Origin of the sequence: Rhodococcus sp. 66b, assembly GCF_002076325.1 — a bacterium.
GTDB lineage: Bacteria > Actinomycetota > Actinomycetes > Mycobacteriales > Mycobacteriaceae > Rhodococcus_F > Rhodococcus_F erythropolis.
Window position 1 is genome coordinate 138,845 of record NZ_MUZB01000005.1, and the last position, 21,622, is coordinate 160,466.

Sequence of the window (21,622 nt, forward strand, 5' to 3'; positions counted from 1 at the left end):
GATCCACACCATGACCAACCGCGCTGTATACGTACTTCCGCCTGGAGGGTTGAACAACCTCGAATCGAGGACGATCGAGACGCCAGGCCCAGGTGCGGGTGAGGTGACGATCGCGATCCGCGCGAATTCGCTCAACCACCACGACTACCTCGTGGCGACCGGCGAGATACCGACCGACGGCCCTCGCATTCTCTTGTCCGACGCAGCGGGCGAGGTAGTTGCCGTCGGCGACGGCGTCACACAGTTCGGGGTCGGGGACCGTGTGATGAGCACCTATCTGCCGCATTGGCGCAGCGGTGCACCGGATTTCGACGGATTCGGAAATTCACCCGGTGACGGCGTCGACGGGTTCGCCCGTGACACCGTCACCGTGCCGGTATCGGCAGTGACGTCGATGCCGCGAAACTACACGTACGAAGAAGCCGCTACCTTGCCCACTGCGGGCTTGTCCGCGTGGCGTGCATTGTTTGCCGGCGTCCCGATCATCCCAGGTTCGTCGGTGTTGATTCCCGGGACCAGCACGGTAGCGCTGTTTGCCGTCCAGCTTGCCAAAGCTGCTGGAGCTCAGGTGATCGCAACCTCGTCGGCTCCCGACAAGATGGCTCGATTGACCGAGCTAGGTGCCGATCACGTGGTCAACTACCGTGAGCGCCCGGACTGGGGATCGGAAGCGATGCGGCTCAGCGGCGGGATCGACCTTGTGCTCGACGTGGGCGGGCCGTCCACCCTCGGTCAATCTCTGGCGGCAGTCCGACCAGGCGGCCGGATCTGCGCGCTGGGCATCATGAACGGCCCGTCGTCGTCGATCGACCTGACTTCGCTACTGACCAAACAGGTCACCATCGAAGGTGTTCTGGTGGGCAGTCGTGCACATCAGGAGGAGATGGTTGCAGGGCTGGAGAGCCTCGCGCTTCGTCCCGTCATCGATTCGTCGTACCGTCTGGACGATCTTGCCGAGGCGTTCGAGCAGCAGAAATCCGGGCAGGCCTACGGCAAGATCGTCATCACAAACCCTTGATCGCTTGCCGGTCCCAATGGGGATCGGTGAGGATTTCCGCCGAGTCGCCGACAAACGCACGTCCGGCAGTCTGGTCGCCGCTGAGGGCGAACCTCAGCCACGCGGTCAGGTAACCCCGGAATCCTTCGCCGTCGGCGGCCCAATTGTGGCCGACGCCAAGTAATCTGCCCCGGACCGCCGGTGCTGCGGTTTTGTCGAAGTACTCAGCTTGTGGATCGGCGGTGGAGACCGGATCGTCGGAGCCGGTCATGAAGAACGTCGGCCCGGTCAACTTCGCGACGTCGATGACATCGACAGGTCGCGAAGCCCACCACGGGTCCGGCAGGTCGAGCACCGCAGTGGCGGTGATCAGATTCGCCGACTGCGTTGCAGCGTTGATCGCGCCGCCTGCCCCCTGGGAGTGCCCGACCGAGGCGATGTTGTCGGTATCGATCCTCTGGTGAAAAATGCTCTCAGCGTTGGTGTTCTGATCGACGAGGTACTGAGCGGCGCCCAAGATTTCAGTACCGTCGCCGGTCACACTGCTGTCGGCCACCACAACAACAAAACCCCACGACGCAAAGTGTCGGAGGAGGGCCTCGTACTCTTCGAACGTCGCGTAGCTGCCGTTGCCGAACGTGATGACGGGATGCCGCTTGCCATCAGCGGACAAGTCGGCTGGGTAGAACAATTGGTATCCGGGAACCGAATCGGCCGCCACCTCGTGCGCACCCTGGGCTGCGTACAGATCGCTGATCGACTCCGATGCGATGGATTCGGTAGTCGCGGCTTCGGGAGCGGCCGGAACCCCCGCACTGGCGTGTGTGACGGCGCCCGATAGTGCCAGAACAAAAGATGCGGTCACGACGGCGATCGAATGTGTGGTCCGAGAAGGCATGGGTACAAGTATGTCTTGTACCCATGCGATCAGTCAGGCCGAGACGCGCGTGGGCTGCTCTTCGCCGACCCGGCCGCGGATGAAGAAGATGGCAACTACGCCGAAGGCGACCAGCACGACAGTGAGCAGTGTGGCGATCGTGGTGGCTCCGCTGGCACCCGTCGTCACCGAGGTGTCGAGCCCGCCGGTCGAGAGAATGGTGGTGGGGTCGGTGAGGCCGTGCAACACGATTGCGGCCCAGATCGTGCCCGTCACGCGCATGGTCAAGTACATGCACATTCCGAATCCGAAGGTGTAGACGACGGTGGCAAGGACTGTTGCCAGTTCCATTCCCGCGATGAAGTTCACCGTGTGCATGAGTGCGAACAGTAGGGACGACACAACAGCGACGAAGCGTTCTCGGTGGCCGGCATCACGAAGCATCTTCACTGCAATACCTCGGGTGACCAATTCCTCTGCGAGACCGACACATACACCGAGGGCGATCAACGAGACGATTTCGCCGGCCGACCACGCGCTCCAGTCGGTTCCGGCCAGGTGGGCAGCGATGGCGGCAACGACGATAATCGGCCCGATCCACATCCAGCCGCGTCCGCGTACCGGTTGAGGACCGAAGATACTGCTGAGCCAGCCGACCTTGACCGTGAAGATCAGCAACGCAACTGCACCGATCGCGATGGGCAACATGACGCCGAAGATGATGCTCGAGGCACTCGAGACCACGTTGTCCGTGTCGATCTGGTCGGCGAAAACACGCGAGATCACCTGCCCGGCGGCAAGGTAGAAGACCAAATAGGCAACGATGAGAAGGAGCAACTTCCACAAAGTGGGTCGACTCCAAAAACCCGACTTTTCGGGAACAGTATTGGTCATTGTCAGATCGTAAAGGCAACCACACGAAATCACGCGGTACCGTCTATTCGGACAGCAGCGAACACGAAGGCAGGACGCAGAAGACATGTTGGAAGTCGACTTGAATGCACTGGACACGGCATTGGCGGCAGGTGAGCCGCTGATCGACGTCCGTGAGCCCGACGAGTTCGCTCAGGTCCGAGTTCCCGGTGCGGCGCTCATTCCGCTCAGCGAATTCGTCTCTCGCGTCGGTGAAATTCCGGACGCGGAAACGGTGTACATCATCTGCGCCGTCGGTGGCCGTAGCCTGCAGGCCGCGGAGTATCTGCAGGCCCGTGGCATCAATGCCGTTTCGGTGGCCGGTGGAACAATGGCGTGGTACCAGTCGGGGCGCCAGGTCGAGACCGGAGCCTAAGACACAACTGATGGGGGCAGTTCCCGTTTCGGGAGCCGCCCCCACCGGTCACTTTCGCCAGAACAGGTGATGCGTCACGCCGCTCGGGCTCGGCACGATTTCGAGGTTGAAGCGGTCGCGCAACTCATCAGGTGTCTCCCACAGGCGTAGACCGGATCCGAATTCGATCGGGCAGACAGCGATGTGCATCGTGTCGACCAGATCGGCGTCGAGGAATTCACGGATAGTGCTGACCCCGCCGCCGAGTCGAACGTCCTTGCCCTGCGCTGCCTCACGTGCCTGCTCGAGGGCCGTCGCCGGGGCAGCGTTGACGAAGTGGAATGTCGTGTCCGATAGCGTGAACGACGGCCGCACGTGGTGGGTCAAGACAAAAACCGGGGTGTGGAACGGTGGCTCGTCGCCCCACCACCCCTGCCACTCGAGATTCTCCCAAGGGCCGCGGTATGGTGCGAATTTGTTGCGGCCCATGATTTCGGCACCGATGTTGTTGGAGAAGTCCCGCGTGAAATAGTCGTCGATGCCTCGGCTGCCGCCGGGATCGGTGCGATTGGGCCAGCTCGCTGTAGCTCCCGCCCACGCAAACATTTCACCGTGGTCCAGGCCGAACGGGCTCTCGAAGCTTTGGTCCGGACCGCAGGCTATTCCGTCACTGGAAACGCTGAAATTCTGTACTCGTAATAACTGACTCACCATGTACTCCCGCTCTCGACAATGGTCTACGTGAGTACAGACCGTACGGCGAGGCAAAACTCATCGGTGCCAATTCATGCAGCCGCGGGAAGAGCTCCACTGCGGATCGATCGGACGGTCCGCACCGCGACGGTTGCCCAGATGGGGATCAGCACGGTCAGCAGGGCAAGTGCGATTCCCAGAATCAGTGTCGAACCGGTGGCGACTCCGAAGGCATTCGCTCCGACTGCACATGCTCCGATGGGGAAGGTGAAGCTCCACCAACCGAGCGAGAAGTCCAAGCCGCGGCGCAGTGCGTGGATGGTCACGGTGGTGACGGTGACAAATGCGATGACGCCGATGATTCCGACGACGGTTCCGTATGCGATTCCGAATTCGTGCAGGGTGTCGGCGTGCTCGGTACTGAGTGCATGCCGTGAGGCGGCGGCCAACAGGTTGGATGCTGCGATCGACTGTCCGATCACGCCCAACGGAATCCACAGCGAGGGAATGGCATTGAACGGGATCACGTCGACGCCGGCCGAGCGGTTGCGTGCGAACTGCCTCGCGACGGCTATCAGAATGCCGATAGCGGCGGTCAGTGCCAGAGCGAACAGGATGTAGCAGAAGATCAGTACCGCGATGCGCGGAGCGCCTTCGGGCATGTGGGTGCTGACCGCTGCGCCGGTGGTGGCCGAGACCATCGGTGGTACGACGGGCATCAGCCAGAACGGCATTGCCGTCGCCATCCCAGCATCTCGAACGAGACGAATCATCATCACGACGTAGGTGACCAGGCCGAGTGCCGTGCCGAGTATCCACAGAGTCAGCGAGACGGTGATCGCCACGTCGTGGCCGAGGAAGTCCGGCCCGGTGATGCCGGTTGCCGATCCCACGGTCAGCAGGGCCATGGCGACGGCTCCGTAGAACGGGAACATCGCGGGACTGTGCAGGTAGGCGAGGGCCTGACATCGATGTTGTGACCAATGGGTGGCAAATGCGCCGATCAAGGCGCACAGTACGAGAACCGCCAGAACCCAGAAGATTTCCGAGACCAGCTTCAAGCCTTCGATCTCCGGTTCGAGCGAAGCTGCGGCCACCGAGACGATTCCCGTTCCCATCGCTGCCGCGAACCAGTTCGGGGTGATGTGGGCGAAGGTGGGACTCGTTGTGGTGGTCATGTATTTCACTGTCGTCTCATCCGGTTCGTACCGGTAGGCCGGTTGTCCTTGAATGCCCACAATCTCGCCTTGTGGGTCTAATCTTGGTCTATGTCGTTGTCTCCTCGGGTGCCGGAACTCAGTGCCCTCGACGTCCTGCTTTCCGTAGGGCGTCTAGGCAGCATGGGCGCTGCCGGCCGGGAGCACGGACTCAGTCAGCAAGCGGTCAGCGCCCGGGTGCGTTCGGTCGAACGGCAGCTCGGAATCAAGGTTTTCGATCGAGCGGCGACCGGTGTTCGTCCCACCGCCGAGGGCGGTCTGATTCTCGAGTGGGCAAGTCACATCCTCGTCAGTGCCGAGGAAATGGCATCGGGAGTTGCCGCACTTCGCGGTGAACGCGACGCTGCCGTCACAGTTGCCGCCAGCATGACCATCGCCGAGTATCTGGTTCCCGGATGGACGGTCGCGATGCGGCACAAGTTCCCCAACGTCGTGGCGTCGGTGAGCTTGCACAATTCCTCGGATGTCTCTGCTCAAGTGCAGGCAGGCCAGGCCGATATCGGATTCGTCGAAGGTCCGGATGTGCCGTCGGCGCTCGCGTCGTGCGAGGTGGCGCGTGATCACCTCGTCGTGGTTGTGCCGCCGGGACACGACTGGGCCAATGGTGTGCCTGTTCCGGTTGCGGACCTCGCACGCACGCCGCTGATTCAGCGCGAGTCAGGGTCAGGGACGCGTCTGACGCTCGAGAATGCTGTTCCCGATTGTGTGCCGCCTTTGCTCGAGCTCACCTCGTGCACCGCAGTCAAGGCTGCGGTGGTGGCAGGCAACGCGCCCGCCGTTCTGTCGTCGTTGGCCGTTGCTGCCGACCTGACGGACGGCCGACTGGTCGCGGTCAACGTCGACGGCTTGCGGATGCCGAGGCGACTCCAAGCCGTCTGGGATCCCGATCGCGGATTGCGCGGTGCGGCAAGAGATTTCCTCGACATAGCGCTCGGCTCCAACACCGCTGTTCATTCGCGTTGACGGCTGCGGCTGACGGGAACGGCTGCTATCGGACGGTGTCGATTCCCGCGAGGATGAGATCGATGCCTGCCAGAAACTGTTCTCGGTCGTCGTGGTCGCGCAATTGCGCCGTCACCTGATTGAGGAACGGGTACTTCGCGGAATCGAGTTCTTCCCACCGCTGCGCGACGGTGGCGAGGAAGGCGGACCGATCTGTCTCGCGGGGGAGGAGGCGGGCGCCCGCGGCATACTGTCCGGCGAGGCCGAGCACGTAGTTCAGGAGTGCGGACGCACAATCGAACTGTGCCGGTTGGGGAACGCCGAGTGCTTGGAGTTGCCCTCCCAGACTTTCGAAGATCTGCATCACCGCTGATTGCCACGGCTCGCGAGAGAGTTGGGTGCCGACCCACGGGTGCGCGTCGATCGCGTCGAACACACCGAGAGTGATGATCCGGATCGCCTCACGTGGGGTTGCGCTTTCGGTTCCTTCGGTGGTCACGCGGGCGATGACGTCGTCGGTCGCCGCGGCGAGCAGTTCGCTCTTGTTGGCGACGTGCCAGTAAATCGCCCCGCTTCCTGTTGCCAGGCGTGCGGAGAGTGCGCGAAATGTCAGCGCAGTTTCGCCCTCGTCGTCGAGGATCTCGATCGCAGCCTCGACGATTCGCTCCTTCGAGAGCGCGTCCGTACGTCGTTCGGTCCGCTGATTCCTGGTCGCCATGCGCACCATCTTGACATATCTGGAACGCCGTTCCAAGATGGTCACTGGAACGACGTTCCAATCGAAGCCTGAAAGGAAACAAACATGAGCAACTCGATAACGATCATCGGGGCGGGTCTCGGCGGTCTGACCCTCGCGCGCGTCCTCCACGTTCACGGAATTCCGTCGAAGATCTACGAGGCGGAACCGTCGGCAGAAGCTCGCACGCAGGGCGGCCAACTCGACATCCATGAACACAACGGTCAGGCGGCGCTCGACGCTGCCGGCCTCATCGACGAGTTCCGCGCGATCATCCACGAGGGCGGTGCCGCGTCGCGCGTACTCGACCAACATGCCGCTGTACTCCTCGACGAACCCGACGACGGCACGGGAGCGCGTCCTGAAGTGCTGCGCGGAGACCTCCGGCGGATCCTGCTCGAATCCCTTCCGGACGGCACGATCGAATGGGGACGCAAGGTCGACAGTGTCCGCTCGCTCGGCTCACGGAACACCGCCGACGAGCGCGCTGACGGCCGACACGAACTGACCTTCGCCGACGGTTCGACGGTGACTACCGACCTCCTCGTCGGCGCCGATGGTGCCTGGTCGAAGATCCGCCCGTTGCTCTCCGATGCGAAGCCCGAATACGTCGGCACGACGTTCGTCGAGACGTATCTGTACGACGTCGACGAGAAGCATTCGGCTGCAGCCGAGGCAGTCGGTGACGGGGCGATGTACGCGCCCGCACCAGGAAAAGCGATCGCCGCGCATCGAGAGGCGGGAGATATCGTGCACACCTACGTCCAGTTGAACCGTACGGCGGAGTGGTTTGCCGGTATCGATTTCACCGACGCCGCTGCTGCGACAGCGCGGGTCGCGGCCGAGTTCGATGGTTGGGCAACGGAACTCACTGAGCTGATCACAGACGGCGAAACCGCTCCGATTCCGCGCGCGATCCATGCTCTTCCCGACGAGCACCGATGGGATCGCGTGCCTGGGGTGACGCTCCTCGGTGACGCGGCACATCTGATGGCGCCGTCCGGTGAGGGTGCGAACTTGGCCATGTTCGACGGCGCCGAACTGGGAAGGGCGATCGCCGCGCACCCGGACGACATCGAAGCGGCACTGAGCGGCTACGAGGAAGCGATGTTCGTGCGCAGTGCATCCGAGGCCGCTGACTCGCACGTGATCCTTGATCTCTGCCTCGGTGAAGGCGCACCGTATTCACTGGTCGACTTCTTCACCGGCGCTGCTTCCGTATCCGGATAATGGGCAGTGCTGTGGCACGACGGTTACGCGGTCGATGTCGAAGAGATAGCCGAACATCCCGAATACCGGGGAGCGACCGTCGTCGACCTTGCCCGAGAAATTGCCCGCGGCAGGCGACTGACGCCTGCCGTACTGGGGCTCGCACGGAGCGCGTCCTTCGATCCGCAGGACGTCAAAAAGGTCTGGCACTACATCGCTCGATTCGGCGGCAGGGCCTAGAACTGGGCATTCGCGTATCGCTGCCCGTCGACGACCGCCGGTTCCGGGACCGCACATCGGTCTGAAGGGCGCGGTGAGGAAAGAGTGATTGATACGCAACATCGAGCATGAACTCCCGAAACAACTGCATCCGAAGATAGAAGTCGACCTTGATCCTCGGTCGAAGGGATGCATGAATCGATGGGCGCTCAACTCACCACCACCAGTGTCGACACACTCTGCGCGTACTGCGGGGTCGGCTGTGGTCTTGTCCTCGACATCATCACCGATCCGGAGACGGGACGCCGGAAGGCTGCGAAGTCTTCCGGTCTGAAAACACATCCCACCAACTTCGGGCGTCTGTGCACCAAAGGGACCACGACCGCAGACATGCTCGCAGGTCCGGGGCGAATGGACTCTGCATATCGCCGTCCGCACCGAGGGGATGCGATCGAAGCCGCGGACATGGACGCCGTCATCACTGACACCGCCCAGCGTCTACGGGCAATCATCGACGAGCACGGCCCCGACGCATTTGCGTTGTACGTGTCCGGGCAGATGTCTCTCGAAGCCCAGTACTTGTCGAACAAGCTGGCCAAGGGATTCATCGGGACCAATCAGATCGAATCGAACTCCCGGTTGTGCATGGCGAGTGCCGGCACCGGCTACAAACAGTCTCTCGGGGCCGACGGACCGCCCGGTTCCTATCAGGACTTCGAACACGCCGACGTGTTCTTCGTGACCGGCGCGAACATGGCGGACTGCCATCCGATCCTCTTTCTGCGGATGCAGGAGCGGATCAAGGCAGGCGCGAAGTTGATCGTCGTCGACCCTCGACGCAGTGCCACCGCCGACAAGGCGAACTTGTTCCTGCAGATCGCTCCCGGCACCGATCTCGCGCTACTCAACGGACTACTCCACCTGCTCGTGGTGAACGGCCACACCGACCCTGACTTCATCGCCGACTTCACCGAAGGCTGGGAGGTGATGCCCAGTTTCCTCGCGGAGTACACCCCGGAGAAGGTCAGTGAGATCACCGGTATCCCCGAGGCCGACATCCGCACTGCAGCGCAGTGGATCGGTGAGGCTGCAAACTGGATGAGCTGTTGGACAATGGGTTTGAACCAGAGCACCCATGGCACGTGGAACACCAACGCCATCTGCAACCTTCACCTTGCGACCGGTGCGATCTGCAAGCCCGGCAGCGGTCCGTTCTCGCTGACCGGGCAGCCGAACGCCATGGGTGGGCGTGAAATGGGCTACATGGGTCCAGGTTTGCCCGGCCAGCGTGCAGTGATGGTCGACGCCGATCGCGAATTCGTAGAGGAGAGGTGGGGGATCCCGCAAGGCTCGCTGCGCACCGACATCGGCGGTGGCACCATCGACATGTTCTCCCGCATGGCGGCGGGTGACATCAAGGCATGCTGGATCATCTGCACCAATCCCGTTGCAACGGTAGCCAACCGAAAGACCGTCATCGACGGCTTGGAGAAGGCTGACCTCGTCATCACCCAGGATGCGTTCCTGGGCACCGAGACCAACGAATACGCCGATGTTCTGCTGCCCGCGTCACTGTGGACAGAGTCCGACGGAGTGATGATCAATTCCGAACGCAACCTGACGCTCTTCCAGCAGGCGTTGGATCCGGTCGGGCAGGCGCTGCCTGATTGGCAGATCATCGCCCGGATCGCCTGCGAGATGGGGTATGTCGAGGCGTTCACCTACACCTGTGCCGAAGAGGTGTTCGAAGAGATCAAGCAGTTCTGGAATCCGAAGACCGGCTACGACTTACGCGGCGTCACCTACGAGCGCCTCCGCAAGACATCAATCCAGTGGCCGTGCCCGCCAGACAGTGATCAGGACCGTCATCCCATCCGATACGTCAATGACGGTGTCAGTCAAAGGCTCCTGATCCGCGAGGACGGCAGCACTCCGCGGCTCGCATTTCCCACCGCCACTGGCCGTGCGATGTTCTTCGCACGGCCGCACATGCTTCCCGCCGAAATGCCCGACGACGACTATCCATTCCTGCTCAACACCGGTCGTCTCGCGCACCAGTGGCACACCATGACCAAGACCGGCAAGGTCGCCAAGCTGAACAAACTCAACCCAGGTCCCTTCGTCGAGATCCATCCCGACGACGCCGCCAGGCTCGGCGTCGTCGACCAGGATTCGATCGAGGTTGCCTCACGCCGCGGTCGCGCTGTGCTTCCGGCCGTCATCACCGACCGAGTGCGTCCGGGGAACTGCTTTGCCCCATTTCACTGGAACGACGCCTTCGGCGAATATCTGTCCATCAACGCCGTCACCAACGACGCCATCGATCCAGCCTCGCAGCAACCGGAGTTCAAAGCCTGTGCTGTCACTATGACGAAGGTCGCCGTGAACACACCTGAAACAGTGCTCGCCGAGGCGCCGCTGGTGGCTTCCGCGCCAGCTGATCGGGCTTTGTCGCGAACCGATGTCCTCGCGGATGTCATCGGTCAAACAGGAACACCTGCAGTGGTATTCGATGCGCTCCAGCAGAGCTACCTGGCCGGTCTTCTCGCCGCGTTGCGTGCGGACGCCGATCGCACTGCCGGGGTCCCGACGTTGCCGTCGACGGCGCCGTTCGATGCCGAAAAGCGGATGTGGGTCGACGGGGTATTGGCCGGCCTGTACTCGCGAACCTCGCTCCCTGACACCGACGGGCCCGCGTTGTCCTCGGCTCCGGGCATTGCGACAGAACGCGCGCCGATCGTGGTGCTCTGGGCATCGCAGACCGGAAACGCGGAAGAATTTGCCGCCGCCTGCGCTGCTCGCCTTGGGGAAGTTGGCTTGCCCGTGGTGATGCATGCAATGGACGAGTTCCCGGCCGCCGACCTGGCGGCCACCCGAGAGGTCCTGTTGATCACCAGTACCTCCGGTGACGGCGAATCCCCGGACAACGGCAGCGGTTTTTGGGATGCGTTGGCTGCTGACACGGCGCCCCGCATGGCCGAGACACGGTATGCAGTCATCGCTTTCGGTGACTCGAACTATGACGACTTCTGTGGGCATGGACGAAAGCTTGACGCCCGCCTTGCTGAACTGGGGGCCAGTCGTATCGTCGATCGCGCCGACTGCGAGCCCGATTTCGAGGACACCGCTGCTGGTTGGCTGGACTCTGTCACGGCTGAACTTCAGCGCTCGGCGGCTGGTGAGACGGCCGACGTCGTCGTTGCAAAGAAGAATTCTGGGACAACCGTTGCGGCCACGCCGATTTCACCGGCGATGTCGGCGCCGCTGCAGTACAACAAGAAGGCGCCGCTGACCACAGCCTTGACGCGCAATGTCGTGCTCAACCGGCCAGGCTCTTCCAAAGACGTGCGGCAGTTGGGCTTTCACCTTCCGGACGACACGGTCAGTTACGAAGCTGGCGACGCTCTCGGAGTCTGGCCCCGAAACAGCTCTCCGTTTGTCGACGAGTGGCTCACCCTCACCGGCCTCGACGGTGAGGAGGTCGTCGAACTGGGGCAGTACGGCGATATGACCCTGCGTGCCGCGCTCACCGAACGCCTGGAGATCACTCGAATCTCGAGCGAGATGATTCGGTTCGTGCATCAACGAACTCGCGACGCGGACCTCGCCGAGTTGATGAAGCCGGAGAACATCTCCACGCTCAAAGACTGGTCGTGGGGACGACAGTCCGTCGACGTACTTGCGCAGTCACCCGTTCGTGCCTCGACGGACGAATGGCTCTCCCTCCTCAAACCGCTTCAGCCGCGGCTGTATTCGATATCTTCCAGTCCGAAGGAGAACCCACGCGAAGTGCAGCTGACGGTGTCCGCGGTGCGCTACAACGTCGCGGGTGTCCCACGGCGTGGGGTGTGCTCGACCTACCTCGCAGACCACGCCCACGATGATGACATCGGCATCTTCGTGCAGAAGTCGACCCATTTCCGGCCACCGTCCGATCCCGAAACCCCGATGATCATGGTCGGTCCGGGAACCGGCATCGCGCCGTTCCGTGCTTTCCTGCATGAGCGTCGGGCATTGGGGCACACGGGCCCGAACTGGCTGTTCTTCGGGGAACAGCACGCCGCGACCGACTTCTACTACCGCGAAGAAATCGAAGAATTGCGGAAAGACGGATTCCTCACCGAACTCGACCTCGCATTTTCCCGGGATCAAGCCGACAAGGTCTACGTGCAGGACCGGATGCGTGAGCGCGGTGCGCTGCTGTGGGAGTGGTTGCAGAAGGGCGCCCACTTCTACGTCTGCGGCGATGCCAACCGGATGGCCAAGGACGTCGACAGTGCCCTCAACGGGGTGGTCGCTCAACACGGAAAACTGGCACCTCGTAGTGCGGAGGCGTACGTGAAGGCACTCTCGGCCGAGAAGCGGTACGTCCGAGACGTCTACTGACGTCGATCAGACGGCGCCCTTGAACCCGTGCTGACGCCACGCCTCGTACGTCACGAGGGCGGCAGCGTTGGACAGGTTGAGGGACCGGCGTCCGGGAAGCATCGGGATACGCAGGCGCTCGGTGATGTGTTCGTCCGCCAATACCTCTTCGGACAGTCCGGTGGGCTCGGGCCCGAACAGCAGGACGTCGCCGGGTTGGTAGGCGATATCGGCATAGGACGTGGTCGCGTGCGCGGTGAAGGCGAACACGCGCGCGGGCGTGACGGCTTCCCACGCCGCAGCAAGGTTCTCGTGGACCGTGACAGTCGCCAGATCGTGGTAATCCAAGCCTGCGCGCTTGAGTTTCGGCTCCGACAAGTCGAACCCGAGAGGCCCGACCAGGTGGAGTTCGCAACCGGTGCCCGCGACCATGCGGATCGCGTTTCCGGTGTTGGGTGGGATGCGGGGCTCGTGGAACATCACTCGGAACACTCGAGGAACTGTACCGGGCGTCGTATCGGTGCCCGCGTCCGTGAGAAGACCGGTCGGGAAGTGTGGGCGAATTGGTAACAAACCGGCCAGTCCGTGCGAATCTATTTCCGGCACTCTTCGCAGAACGGACATTTTGATGAACCCTCCCGCCGGTTGGAACCCCGACCCCTTCGACCCCACGATCGACCGTTACTGGGACGGTCAGCAGTGGACTGCACAGACACGGCCCAAGGGCGTCGACGCACCCACTCAAGCCTTCGGCACTCCCACCCAGGTCTTCGGTGCTCCCGGTTCGCCGGTGCCGGACGCAAACGCCGAGGAAGGCAAGACGCGGCGTAAGTGGCCGTGGATCGCCGGCGCAGCAGTCGTGGGGCTGGTTGCCATCGCCGCGGCGACGGGCGCGGGCAAGTCGGAAGAATCAACGACGCCTGCTGTGACCTCTTCTACGACAGCGGCGGCGACGACAACCAAAAGCACGGTCCCGTCGACGACGAAGACCACGACTTCGTCCCTCTTGCCGACGACGACAACGATCGTGCCGCCACCAACGACGACAACCGTGGCAATCGTGCCGCTGGTTCCGCAGGTGCCGGAGACCACGACTACGCCGTACGTTCCGCCCGCGCCGGCGTACACGCCGCCGAAGACAACGGAACCCGCCTACGTTCCCCCGAAACCGTCGGGAGGAACGGTGAATCCGGGATCATTCTGCTCGTCACCTGGAGCTACAGGCGTGACAAAGAAGGGCACTCCCATGGTGTGTGGGATTGGTAGCGACGGACGAGATCGCTGGGTGTCGGCCGGCTGATTGTCCGCCGCCATCAGGGGCGCTGAAGCGGTGTCGGTGCGGCGGGGCAGTATGGACGGCATGCTCCCCGAAGAATCCGACGACGTCGTCGGCGAAGACTATTCAGACGCGCGGCTGGCCGGGCAGAAGTGGCGTCAGCGCACTTTTACCAATTGCAATTTCCGAGATGCCGACCTCACCGGACTCACGACGGAGTCGGTGGTGTTCACGGATTGTGATTTCACCGGCACCGATCTGGGGGAGTCCGTGCACACGGGAACGGCGTTTCGCTCCTGCAATTTTGCTCGGACCAGCCTGTGGCACAGCACGTTCCGAAACTGCAGTCTGCTCGGGTCGACGTTCGACGGTTGCCGTATCCGGCCGTTGACGCTCGACGAAGTCGACTTCTCGTTGACCTCACTCGGTGGGGCGGACCTGAGGAAGATCGACTTCACCTCATGCCGATTCCGTGAAGCGAACCTGGTTCGGGCCGACATGCGGGGCGCGGTGCTGGCGTCGGCGGATCTGTCCGGTGCTCGTACGGGTGGACTCAAACTCGAAGGTGCAGATCTGCGCGGTGCGCGGATCGATCCGAGCCTGTGGACGTCCGCATCCGTCGGAAACGCGCAGATCGAGTTGATGCAGGCGGTGGCTTATGCGTCTGCGCACGGTCTTGTCGTCGACATGAAGTAGAGGCGCCTAGCTCTCCACGCGCTCCTCGAGGCGCACTGTCACCATCTCGCCGGTCTCCTTGCCGATGGCTTTGCGAAGATCGGCTTTGACCGGCAGCTTGTGGTTGCCGTCTCCCAGCGCCATGAACGAACTCTGGAACGGATGTCCGTCGATCGTCCCGCGTACCTTGACCAGGCCGCGGGTGCCGAAGAACTCGGCGGACTCCGGCCAGATCACGTAGGTCCACCCACCCTTGGCGTCACTCTTCTGCAAGGTGGCCGTGAATTCCTTGTCCAGCAACATGATGACTGTCCCTTCGGGTCGTACCTTGTGATCAGCGGATGAATTCCCGTGCGAGCAGATCCATCAGCAGTCCGTCCTTCCACACACCATGGCGATCTCGCGAGTACTCGCGCATCACCCCGACGTCTTTGAACCCCACTGATCGGTAGCAAGCGATGGCGACGGAGTTGTCGACTTCCGGGTCGATGACCAGACGGTGGAATGCGAGGTCGTCGATCAGGTGGGCACACAGCACGCGAATCGATTCGCGACCGAACCCTTGGCTGTGAAAGTCGGGATCGAGGAACAAGTCGAGCCCGGCGTGGCGGAAGTCGGGGTTGTCCTCCGCCTCATACCACTGGATGAAGCCGATCAGGTGGTCGCCGTAGAAGATGCTGTAACGCGTGGTGCCGGCCTCCGGCGCTGCAGGCCAGTCGTCGTCGGGATTTTGCCACCACTGCACGACGTCCGGGTGCAGGTGAATTGCCCGCAGACGGGCGTGATGATCGGGCGCGACGGGGGAGAGGAGCACCCTCGGGCCGCGTAGTTCCGGAGCCGTTGTCACTCATCGACCCTAACCTGGAACAATGGTCGCCGTGACTGCAACGATCCTCGACGGCAAAGCTACCCGTGACGAAATCTTCGAAGACCTGAAGGTGCGGGTGAGCGCTCTGAAGGCAGAGGGCATCACACCCGGCTTGGGCACCATCCTGGTGGGCGACGACCCGGGATCCGCGGCTTACGTGCGCGGCAAGCACAACGACTGCGCCAAGGTCGGTATCAATTCTTTGCGACGCGACCTGCCTGCCGACATCACGCAGGAACAGCTCAACGCGACGATCGACGAGCTCAATGCCAATCCCGAGTGCACCGGCTACATCGTGCAGTTGCCGCTCCCCAAGCACCTCGACGAGAACGCGGCCCTCGAGCGTATCGACCCCGACAAGGATGCCGACGGCTTGCATCCGGTCAACCTCGGTCGCCTGGTGTTGGGCAAGGAAGCCCCGCTGCCGTGCACCCCACGTGGAATCCTCCACCTTCTGCGTCGCTACGAGGTCCCGATTGCCGGTGCACACGTGGTGGTTGTGGGACGCGGCGTCACGGTCGGTCGTCCGATCGGATTGCTGCTGACGCGTCGTAGCGAGAACGCGACGGTCACGCTCTGCCACACCGGTACCCGCGATCTCGCGGCCGAGGTTCGCCGCGCCGACATCATCGTCGCTGCCGCCGGCGTGCCCGGCCTCATCACCGCAGACATGGTCAAGCCCGGGGCAGCGGTCCTCGACGTCGGCGTCAGTCGCACCGACGACGGCCTGCGCGGCGACGTGGCAGCCGACGTGAACGAGGTCGCCGGCTTCGTCTCACCCAATCCCGGTGGTGTCGGACCGCTGACCCGCGCGTTCCTGATCACCAACGTGGTCGAGCGCGCCGAGCGGGTTCTGGCCGGAGTCTGAGTCCGATGTCCTCACTGGTCGGCCTCGCGAAGAAGAATCTGCCCATGCTCGCGGTCCTCGCCGTGATCGCGGCGGCCGTGGTTCTCGTGCTGGCCGACCGGTGGCGTCGCGGCGCCCTCGTCTTCGGTGTTGCCGTCATCATCGGAGCTGCCGCTCGGTGGTTCGTTCCCGAGAATCGTGTGGGGTTGCTCGCGGTGCGTGGAAGGGTCTTCGACACTGCGGCGATGGGTGTGATGGGTGTGTTGATCGCGACGCTCGCCCTGACCATCGATCCGCTCGGCACCGACTGAGAAGATCAGTCTCCGTAGAACGAGCGAATGTCGATATCACTCAAGGGGATCCACTCCGGTGAATCTGTGGATGTCGACTTCTTTCCAGCCTTGACCGGTGCACTTCGCAGCGTCACCGCAAGTGCAGGTTCCTCGTCGATTCGCCCGGCCAGGGCGTAGATCGCGGCGAGATGGTGAACGCACGGCGAGCGTCGACCTGAGCAGTCGCAGCTGGCAGTGCACTCCGAAAGATCAACGGCTACTGCGATATTTCGAGCCTGCAGTTCGGTGACGATGCTGTCCGGCAGTTCGCCGGTGGAGACGGATCTGTTGGCCTTTCCCGCCGAACGGAGAAGGCTCTTCACTGCGGCGATTTCGGATTTGGTCCAGAGCGGGACAGAAATTGTCACCGACGAGGTTTTTGCTTTGGTGCTCACCTCCGCGACGACGGTCCCCGATGAGACCACGGTGAACTCCACGGAACCGTTGCGTGCGAGGGTACGAGCCGTCGGCAGGGACGGGTTCGGACCGGATGCCGCGGTCCGCTCCACTGTGCGCAGCCATGCTCGACCCCAAGCGGTGACACCGAATTCGTTGGCCATCAGATGATCACCGCGCCGTCGAGTTCGAGGAGTTCACGCAGTTCGGTGTCGGGTAGATCAGCCAGGGCGGCCTCGACGTTCCCGGAAACAGCATCGGCCACAGCTCGTTTGGACTCGTGCATCGCTGCGATGTGATCCTCGACGGTACCGCCCGTCACCAAGGTGTGGACGTTGACGGTGCGCTTCTGGCCGATGCGGTGTGCCCGGTCGGTTGCTTGATCCTCGACGGCTGGGTTCCACCACCGGTCGTAGTGCACGACGTGACTTGCGCGCGTGAGGTTGAGGCCGAAGCCGGCGGCGCGCAAGCTCAGAATCAGAACCGGTGGTGAATCCGTGTCGTTCTGGAATGCGTCGACCATCGCGTCGCGCTTGTCGGTGTTCAGGCCGCCGTGAAGGAACGGGATTGCGCCGATTCCCAACTCGGAGCCCAGGTGCCGCGAGAGCATCTCGCCCATCGTCCGGTACTGCGTGAATATCAGCGCGCGATCGCCGTCGTCGACGATCTCGGCGATCATTTCCGTTGCGCGGTCGAGCTTTCCGGATCTTCCGTAGAGGTCATCCGTATCGCCGGTGACCTGCGCCGGATGATTGCATACCTGCTTGAGGGTGGTCAGCAGTGCAAGGATATTGCCGCGCCGGGCAATTCCCGTACCCAAACCGGTGTCGAAAGCATCTGCAACTGCAGACCGATAGATGCGCGCCTGTTCCGACGTCAGAGTGCACGAGACGGTGGAAAATTGCTTGGGCGGAAGATCCTTGGCCACTGTGTCTTTGGTTCTGCGCAGAATGAACGGATCGATGACCGCGGCAAGCCTGGTCGCCGCGGTGGCCGATCGACCGGATTCGATCGGTACGGCAAAGCGTTGACGAAACCGTGCGCGAGTTCCGAGGACTTCGGGATTGGCGACGCGAAAGAGCGACCACAATTCTTCGAGGCGGTTCTCCACCGGCGTGCCGGTCATCGCTACCTTGACGTCGGCCGACAACTGCATTGCTGCTTTCGCTGCCAGCGAAGAGGGGTTCTTGATCTGTTGTGCCTCGTCGAAGACCACTGAACTCCAATGGATCGGGGCCAATTGTGCTGCGTCGGAACGCAAGACGCTGTAGCTGGTCAGAACCGTGGTGCCGGCAGGAACACGAGTGGGAAGTGTGCGAGCAGTCCCGTGATGAACGTGTAGTGGCAGATGCGGAGCGAATCGCTCGATCTCGCGGCGCCAGTTTCCTATCACCGAGGTGGGACACACAACCAGGTGCGGACCGTCGTCGGCGCGGATCGCGATCATCGAAATCGCTTGCAGTGTCTTGCCCAAACCCATCTCGTCGGCGAGGATTCCACCGCCCGAACCCGACAGTGCAGTCAGCCAGGCAACTCCGTGCACTTGATACGGGCGCAATGTCGCCTGAATCTTTGCTCGGCGAAGACTCTCGATGGCCGCGCGCGCTTCCGTGAACAATTGCACCGTCGACCGGGCGCTTCTGATTCTCGTGTCGTCGCGCTCGATCGCGGCATGCGCTGCAGTCGGAATGTCATGTGCGCCGGTGTCGATGACGCGCTTCCATGCGAGCAACGACGGTCCGAGGTCGTCGCGACGTGCATCGAGGGTGTGCAAGGCGTCGATCGCGGTGGCGAGGTCGAGCAGTTGCGCTTCGACATCGGTCGCTGTGATCGACTCGTCGACCGGGATCGCCAGCCGGCAGATGCCCGGCGATCCCGTCGGCATCCCCAGCGCCGACAGACGCGCTGCCGGATCTGTGTCACCCCAGAACGCGAAGGACATGTGCTCGGGAATGTACGTAGCCTGCAGGCGCGTCGAGCATGGCTGATTCACGTTCGCCGATGCTAGCCGCGCCGGCTCAGGGACGCCAATGAAAATGTCGGGAAAACCTGCAGATCAGCTGTGGTTTTCCCGACATTGACGGATCCTGAAATTGTGCCTCTGTGCCGGATCAGCGGGCCGTGCGTGCGAACTCCATCGTTCGGCGAAGCAGTCCGGCGACAGCGTCCGCCTCCGTCAGGAAGCCGTCATGGCCGTCTCTGGACTTGAGAATCTCGAGGCCAGTGCACGTCGAAATGCCGTCCGCGATCTCCTCCTGCAAACGAAGGGGATACAGCCGATCCGAGTCCACGCCGCCCACGACGACCGGCGCCGTGATCGATGCCAACGCCGCTACAACGCCGCCGCGTCCACGACCGATGTCGTGCCGGTTCATGGCCTCGGTCAGGAGGACGTACGTGCTCGGGTCGAAGCGGTCGACCAGCTTGTCTGCCTGATGTTCCAGGTAACTCTGGACGGCGTATCGTCCACCGTTCCAAGGATTTTCGTCGTTCTGAGCGGAGTTCTCGAAGCGCGCATCCAGTTCGGACTCGGTGCGGTACGTCAGGTGCGCGATGCGACGGGCGATGCCGAGTCCGGCGCGAGGTACCCGCCCCGTTCCGTGGTAGTCACCGCCCTGCCAATCCGGATCGGAGACGATGGCAGCGATCTGCGTCGTCTGGGTGCCGATCTGATCTGCGGTGGCCCGTGAACCGGTTGCGAGAACCAACGCGGAGCGAATGCTGTCCGGGTAGGTAACTGCCCATTCGAGGGTGCGCATGCCGCCCATGGATCCGCCGACTACCGAGGCCAACTGGTCTATCCCGAGGAGATCGACGAGCTTCTTCTCCGCCGCGATCTGATCCCGGATGGAGATCTCCGGGAACCTGCTGCCCCACGGCTTGCCGTCGTCGGCCAGCGAACTGGGACCGGTCGTGCCGCGACAACCACCGAGGACATTGGTTGCGATGACGCACCATTCGCCGGTGTCGATCGGTTCGCCGGCGCCGACCATCCCGTTCCACCAACCGGGGGAGGGCTGATTTGCGGAGATCGGTCCGGTGACGTGTGAGTCTCCGGTCAGTGCGTGCTCGACGAGTACGACGTTGTCGCGGTTCGGGGACAGCTCACCCCACCGCTGAACGGCGAGCGAAACCGAGGGGAGTACCGCGCCGCTCTCGAGTTCCAGGGCGCCGATGTCGACGAACCCCACCTGGCCGTCGGGCGGGGGAAGGAGGTCGATCCTGGGCTCCAATTCGTTCACGGTCACGAGTTTGCCACCGCAGCCAGGCCGACGGTGATATCGGCGATGATGTCGTCGATTCCTTCGATACCGACCGCGAGGCGAACGAGTCCGGGTGTGACACCGGAGGCGAGCTGCTCTTCGGGGGTGAGCTGCGAGTGTGTCGTCGAGGCGGGGTGGATGACGAGTGAGCGAACGTCGCCGATGTTGGCGACGTGGCTGTGCAGCGTCAGAGCGTTGACGAACGTCTTGCCCGCATCGATACCTCCGGGCAGCTCGAAGGTGACGATGGCGCCGGTTCCCTTGGGCGTCAGCTGCTTTCCGCGTTCGAACCATGGCGAGGAGGGGAGTCCCGCGTAGGAAACGGAGGCCACCTCGCCGTGGCCGTCGAGGAATTCGGCGACCTTCTGTGCATTGGACACGTGACGCTCGATGCGCAGGCTCAAGGTTTCGATGCCCTGCGCGATGAGGAACGCGTTGAACGGCGCCACGGCGGAGCCGAGATCGCGCAGCAGTTGGACGCGCGCCTTGAGTGCAAACGCCGGCGCGCCGAGGTCTGCGAAGGTGACGCCGTGGTAGCTGGGATCAGGCGTCGTGAAGTTCGTGTGGCGACCCTGCGTCCAATCGAAGGTGCCGCCGTCGACGATCACGCCGGCGATCGCGGTGCCGTGTCCGCCAAGGTATTTGGTGGCCGAGTGAACGACGATGTCGGCGCCGTGTTCGAGTGGGCGGAGCAGGTACGGCGTCGCGACTGTGTTGTCCACGATCAACGGAAGACCGTTCTCGTGGGCCAGCGACGAGATGCCGGGCAGGTCGAGGATGTGGTTCTTGGGATTAGCGATCGTCTCGCCGTAGAACGCCTTCGTGTTCGGGCGAATGGCTTCGCGCCACTGCTCGAGATCGTCGGGATCCTCGACGAAGGTGACTTCGATGCCCAGCTTGCGAAGGGTGTAATGCAAGAGGTTGTACGTGCCGCCGTACAGGTACGGGCTCGAGACGATGTGGTCGCCGGCTTCGGCAATGTTGAGGATCGCGATGGTTTCGGCAGCCTGACCCGAGGAGAGGAGGAGTGCGGCGACTCCGCCTTCGAGGGCGGCGATGCGCTGCTCGACGGCGTCCTGTGTGGGATTCATGATCCGCGTGTAGATGTTGCCAGGCTCGGCGAGGCCGAACAGTGCCGCAGCGTGATCGGTGCTGTCGAAAACGTAGCTGGTGGTCTGGTAGATCGGCAGAGCGCGCGCATTGGTGGCGGTGTCCGCTGTCTGCCCGGCGTGCACCTGCTTGGTCTCGAACGACCAGTTCGCGGTCGGATCAGAAGTTGCTGCGCCGTCGGCTGTGTTGTCGGTCATGATTTGTTCACTCCAGTGGTCTGACGGATAGATGTCGGACGGGGGCGAAGGATCGCCGCCCCGTGCTGGGGTCTATCTACAAGTGCGACACATACTGAGTTACCTCCGTGGGGCTCGGCCCGGTCTGGGGTCCGTC

The 21,622-nt window shown here is 62.9% G+C and carries 22 protein-coding genes; 10 read left to right on the forward strand and 12 right to left on the reverse strand.

Going from position 1 to position 21,622, the window contains the following annotated elements; translation table 11 throughout:
• The first annotated feature begins 10 nt into the window (after positions 1-10).
• Complete coding sequence (locus B0E55_RS10895) at positions 11-1,018, forward strand: zinc-dependent alcohol dehydrogenase family protein (protein ID WP_020906973.1); 1,008 nt, start codon at positions 11-13, stop codon at positions 1,016-1,018.
• On the opposite strand, the gene B0E55_RS10900 is transcribed toward B0E55_RS10895, so the two are convergent.
• Together B0E55_RS10900 and B0E55_RS10905 are read right to left on the reverse strand one after the other, a co-directional pair.
• Positions 1,005-1,895 (reverse strand): poly(ethylene terephthalate) hydrolase family protein, encoded by an 891-nt coding sequence (locus B0E55_RS10900; protein WP_080909697.1) that lies wholly within the window; start codon positions 1,893-1,895, stop codon positions 1,005-1,007. The genes B0E55_RS10895 and B0E55_RS10900 overlap by 14 nt on opposite strands.
• Before the next feature lie 33 nt (positions 1,896-1,928).
• Complete coding sequence (locus tag B0E55_RS10905) at positions 1,929-2,768, reverse strand: CPBP family intramembrane glutamic endopeptidase (RefSeq protein ID WP_031330946.1); 840 nt, start codon at positions 2,766-2,768, stop codon at positions 1,929-1,931.
• 85 nt (positions 2,769-2,853) lie between these two features.
• Between B0E55_RS10905 and B0E55_RS10910 the strand changes: the two genes are divergently transcribed.
• Entirely contained in the window at positions 2,854-3,162 is a 309-nt protein-coding gene (locus tag B0E55_RS10910) for a rhodanese-like domain-containing protein (protein WP_019747641.1), read from the forward strand.
• A 48-nt stretch (positions 3,163-3,210) separates the two neighbouring features.
• Here B0E55_RS10910 and B0E55_RS10915 read toward each other — a convergent pair whose 3' ends face one another.
• Both B0E55_RS10915 and B0E55_RS10920 read right to left on the reverse strand, forming a co-directional pair.
• Positions 3,211-3,852: a dihydrofolate reductase family protein gene (locus tag B0E55_RS10915; RefSeq protein ID WP_080909781.1), complete on the reverse strand. Its 642-nt coding sequence runs from the start codon at positions 3,850-3,852 to the stop codon at positions 3,211-3,213.
• 74 nt (positions 3,853-3,926) lie between these two features.
• Positions 3,927-5,012, reverse strand: coding sequence for a TDT family transporter (locus tag B0E55_RS10920; protein ID WP_044480105.1), 1,086 nt, complete (start codon positions 5,010-5,012; stop codon positions 3,927-3,929).
• Positions 5,013-5,102: 90 nt separating this feature from the next.
• Between B0E55_RS10920 and B0E55_RS10925 the strand changes: the two genes are divergently transcribed.
• Positions 5,103-6,014, forward strand: coding sequence for a LysR family transcriptional regulator (locus B0E55_RS10925; protein WP_019747644.1), 912 nt, complete (start codon positions 5,103-5,105; stop codon positions 6,012-6,014).
• Between the two features lie 25 nt (positions 6,015-6,039).
• On the opposite strand, the gene B0E55_RS10930 is transcribed toward B0E55_RS10925, so the two are convergent.
• The gene (locus tag B0E55_RS10930) at positions 6,040-6,720 is read right to left on the reverse strand and encodes a TetR/AcrR family transcriptional regulator (protein ID WP_031330947.1); all 681 of its coding nucleotides are present in this window, start codon (positions 6,718-6,720) and stop codon (positions 6,040-6,042) included.
• Between the two features lie 75 nt (positions 6,721-6,795).
• Here B0E55_RS10930 and B0E55_RS10935 point away from each other — a divergent pair, with 75 nt between their 5' ends.
• The 3 genes from B0E55_RS10935 (at position 6,796) to B0E55_RS10945 (ending at position 12,543) form a co-directional block, all read left to right on the forward strand.
• Positions 6,796-7,959 (forward strand): FAD-dependent oxidoreductase, encoded by a 1,164-nt coding sequence (locus tag B0E55_RS10935; RefSeq protein WP_080909698.1) that lies wholly within the window; start codon positions 6,796-6,798, stop codon positions 7,957-7,959.
• A gap of 6 nt (positions 7,960-7,965) precedes the next feature.
• Complete coding sequence (locus B0E55_RS10940; RefSeq protein ID WP_080909699.1) at positions 7,966-8,178, forward strand: hypothetical protein; 213 nt, start codon at positions 7,966-7,968, stop codon at positions 8,176-8,178.
• Between the two features lie 180 nt (positions 8,179-8,358).
• Positions 8,359-12,543: a bifunctional nitrate reductase/sulfite reductase flavoprotein subunit alpha gene (locus B0E55_RS10945; RefSeq protein WP_080909782.1), complete on the forward strand. Its 4,185-nt coding sequence runs from the start codon at positions 8,359-8,361 to the stop codon at positions 12,541-12,543.
• A 6-nt stretch (positions 12,544-12,549) separates the two neighbouring features.
• Here B0E55_RS10945 and B0E55_RS10950 read toward each other — a convergent pair whose 3' ends face one another.
• Positions 12,550-13,014 carry a tRNA (cytidine(34)-2'-O)-methyltransferase gene (locus B0E55_RS10950; RefSeq protein WP_019747649.1) on the reverse strand — a complete coding sequence of 155 codons (465 nt, stop codon included), beginning with the start codon at positions 13,012-13,014 and terminating at the stop codon, positions 12,550-12,552.
• A 136-nt stretch (positions 13,015-13,150) separates the two neighbouring features.
• Here B0E55_RS10950 and B0E55_RS10955 point away from each other — a divergent pair, with 136 nt between their 5' ends.
• Together B0E55_RS10955 and B0E55_RS10960 are read left to right on the forward strand one after the other, a co-directional pair.
• Entirely contained in the window at positions 13,151-13,822 is a 672-nt protein-coding gene (locus tag B0E55_RS10955) for a DUF2510 domain-containing protein (protein ID WP_241896051.1), read from the forward strand.
• Between the two features lie 51 nt (positions 13,823-13,873).
• Positions 13,874-14,494 carry a pentapeptide repeat-containing protein gene (locus B0E55_RS10960; RefSeq protein WP_003940770.1) on the forward strand — a complete coding sequence of 207 codons (621 nt, stop codon included), beginning with the start codon at positions 13,874-13,876 and terminating at the stop codon, positions 14,492-14,494.
• A 6-nt stretch (positions 14,495-14,500) separates the two neighbouring features.
• Here B0E55_RS10960 and B0E55_RS10965 read toward each other — a convergent pair whose 3' ends face one another.
• Together B0E55_RS10965 and B0E55_RS10970 are read right to left on the reverse strand one after the other, a co-directional pair.
• Positions 14,501-14,776, reverse strand: a complete 276-nt coding sequence (locus B0E55_RS10965) for a DUF1905 domain-containing protein (protein WP_020969121.1) — start codon at positions 14,774-14,776, stop codon at positions 14,501-14,503.
• Positions 14,777-14,807: 31 nt separating this feature from the next.
• On the reverse strand, positions 14,808-15,287 hold the full coding sequence (locus tag B0E55_RS10970; RefSeq protein WP_019747653.1) for a GNAT family N-acetyltransferase: 480 nt from the start codon (positions 15,285-15,287) through the stop codon (positions 14,808-14,810).
• A gap of 64 nt (positions 15,288-15,351) precedes the next feature.
• Here B0E55_RS10970 and B0E55_RS10975 point away from each other — a divergent pair, with 64 nt between their 5' ends.
• Complete coding sequence (locus B0E55_RS10975) at positions 15,352-16,209, forward strand: bifunctional methylenetetrahydrofolate dehydrogenase/methenyltetrahydrofolate cyclohydrolase (protein ID WP_007727401.1); 858 nt, start codon at positions 15,352-15,354, stop codon at positions 16,207-16,209.
• A gap of 5 nt (positions 16,210-16,214) precedes the next feature.
• On the forward strand, positions 16,215-16,499 hold the full coding sequence (locus B0E55_RS10980) for a DUF3017 domain-containing protein (RefSeq protein ID WP_003940740.1): 285 nt from the start codon (positions 16,215-16,217) through the stop codon (positions 16,497-16,499).
• A gap of 5 nt (positions 16,500-16,504) precedes the next feature.
• Here the strand turns inward: B0E55_RS10980 and B0E55_RS10985 are convergent, their stop codons facing one another.
• The 4 genes from B0E55_RS10985 to B0E55_RS11000 form a co-directional block, all read right to left on the reverse strand.
• Positions 16,505-17,080: an SWIM zinc finger family protein gene (locus tag B0E55_RS10985; RefSeq protein WP_020969123.1), complete on the reverse strand. Its 576-nt coding sequence runs from the start codon at positions 17,078-17,080 to the stop codon at positions 16,505-16,507.
• Entirely contained in the window at positions 17,080-18,909 is a 1,830-nt protein-coding gene (locus B0E55_RS10990) for a DEAD/DEAH box helicase (protein ID WP_241896052.1), read from the reverse strand. Before B0E55_RS10990 ends, B0E55_RS10985 begins: the two co-directional genes overlap by 1 nt.
• A 118-nt stretch (positions 18,910-19,027) precedes the next feature.
• Positions 19,028-20,164, reverse strand: a complete 1,137-nt coding sequence (metX, locus tag B0E55_RS10995) for a homoserine O-acetyltransferase MetX (protein ID WP_080909701.1) — start codon at positions 20,162-20,164, stop codon at positions 19,028-19,030.
• Entirely contained in the window at positions 20,161-21,486 is a 1,326-nt protein-coding gene (locus tag B0E55_RS11000) for a bifunctional o-acetylhomoserine/o-acetylserine sulfhydrylase (protein WP_080909702.1), read from the reverse strand. Before B0E55_RS11000 ends, metX begins: the two co-directional genes overlap by 4 nt.
• Positions 21,487-21,622 lie beyond the last annotated feature (136 nt).

Bases quoted from the DNA above. Each gene is read 5' to 3' on its own strand.
- B0E55_RS10895 (WP_020906973.1), top strand. From the start codon at position 11: ATGACCAACCGCGCTGTATACGTACTTCCGCCTGGAGGGTTGAACAAC.
- B0E55_RS10900 (WP_080909697.1), bottom strand. From the start codon at position 1,895: ATGCCTTCTCGGACCACACATTCGATCGCCGTCGTGACCGCATCTTTT.
- B0E55_RS10905 (WP_031330946.1), bottom strand. From the start codon at position 2,768: ATGACCAATACTGTTCCCGAAAAGTCGGGTTTTTGGAGTCGACCCACT.
- B0E55_RS10910 (WP_019747641.1), top strand. From the start codon at position 2,854: ATGTTGGAAGTCGACTTGAATGCACTGGACACGGCATTGGCGGCAGGT.
- B0E55_RS10920 (WP_044480105.1), bottom strand. From the start codon at position 5,012: ATGACCACCACAACGAGTCCCACCTTCGCCCACATCACCCCGAACTGG.
- B0E55_RS10925 (WP_019747644.1), top strand. From the start codon at position 5,103: ATGTCGTTGTCTCCTCGGGTGCCGGAACTCAGTGCCCTCGACGTCCTG.
- B0E55_RS10930 (WP_031330947.1), bottom strand. From the start codon at position 6,720: ATGGTGCGCATGGCGACCAGGAATCAGCGGACCGAACGACGTACGGAC.
- B0E55_RS10935 (WP_080909698.1), top strand. From the start codon at position 6,796: ATGAGCAACTCGATAACGATCATCGGGGCGGGTCTCGGCGGTCTGACC.
- B0E55_RS10945 (WP_080909782.1), top strand. From the start codon at position 8,359: ATGGGCGCTCAACTCACCACCACCAGTGTCGACACACTCTGCGCGTAC.
- B0E55_RS10955 (WP_241896051.1), top strand. From the start codon at position 13,151: ATGAACCCTCCCGCCGGTTGGAACCCCGACCCCTTCGACCCCACGATC.
- B0E55_RS10960 (WP_003940770.1), top strand. From the start codon at position 13,874: ATGGACGGCATGCTCCCCGAAGAATCCGACGACGTCGTCGGCGAAGAC.
- B0E55_RS10965 (WP_020969121.1), bottom strand. From the start codon at position 14,776: ATGTTGCTGGACAAGGAATTCACGGCCACCTTGCAGAAGAGTGACGCC.
- B0E55_RS10980 (WP_003940740.1), top strand. From the start codon at position 16,215: ATGTCCTCACTGGTCGGCCTCGCGAAGAAGAATCTGCCCATGCTCGCG.
- B0E55_RS10985 (WP_020969123.1), bottom strand. From the start codon at position 17,080: ATGGCCAACGAATTCGGTGTCACCGCTTGGGGTCGAGCATGGCTGCGC.
- B0E55_RS11000 (WP_080909702.1), bottom strand. From the start codon at position 21,486: ATGACCGACAACACAGCCGACGGCGCAGCAACTTCTGATCCGACCGCG.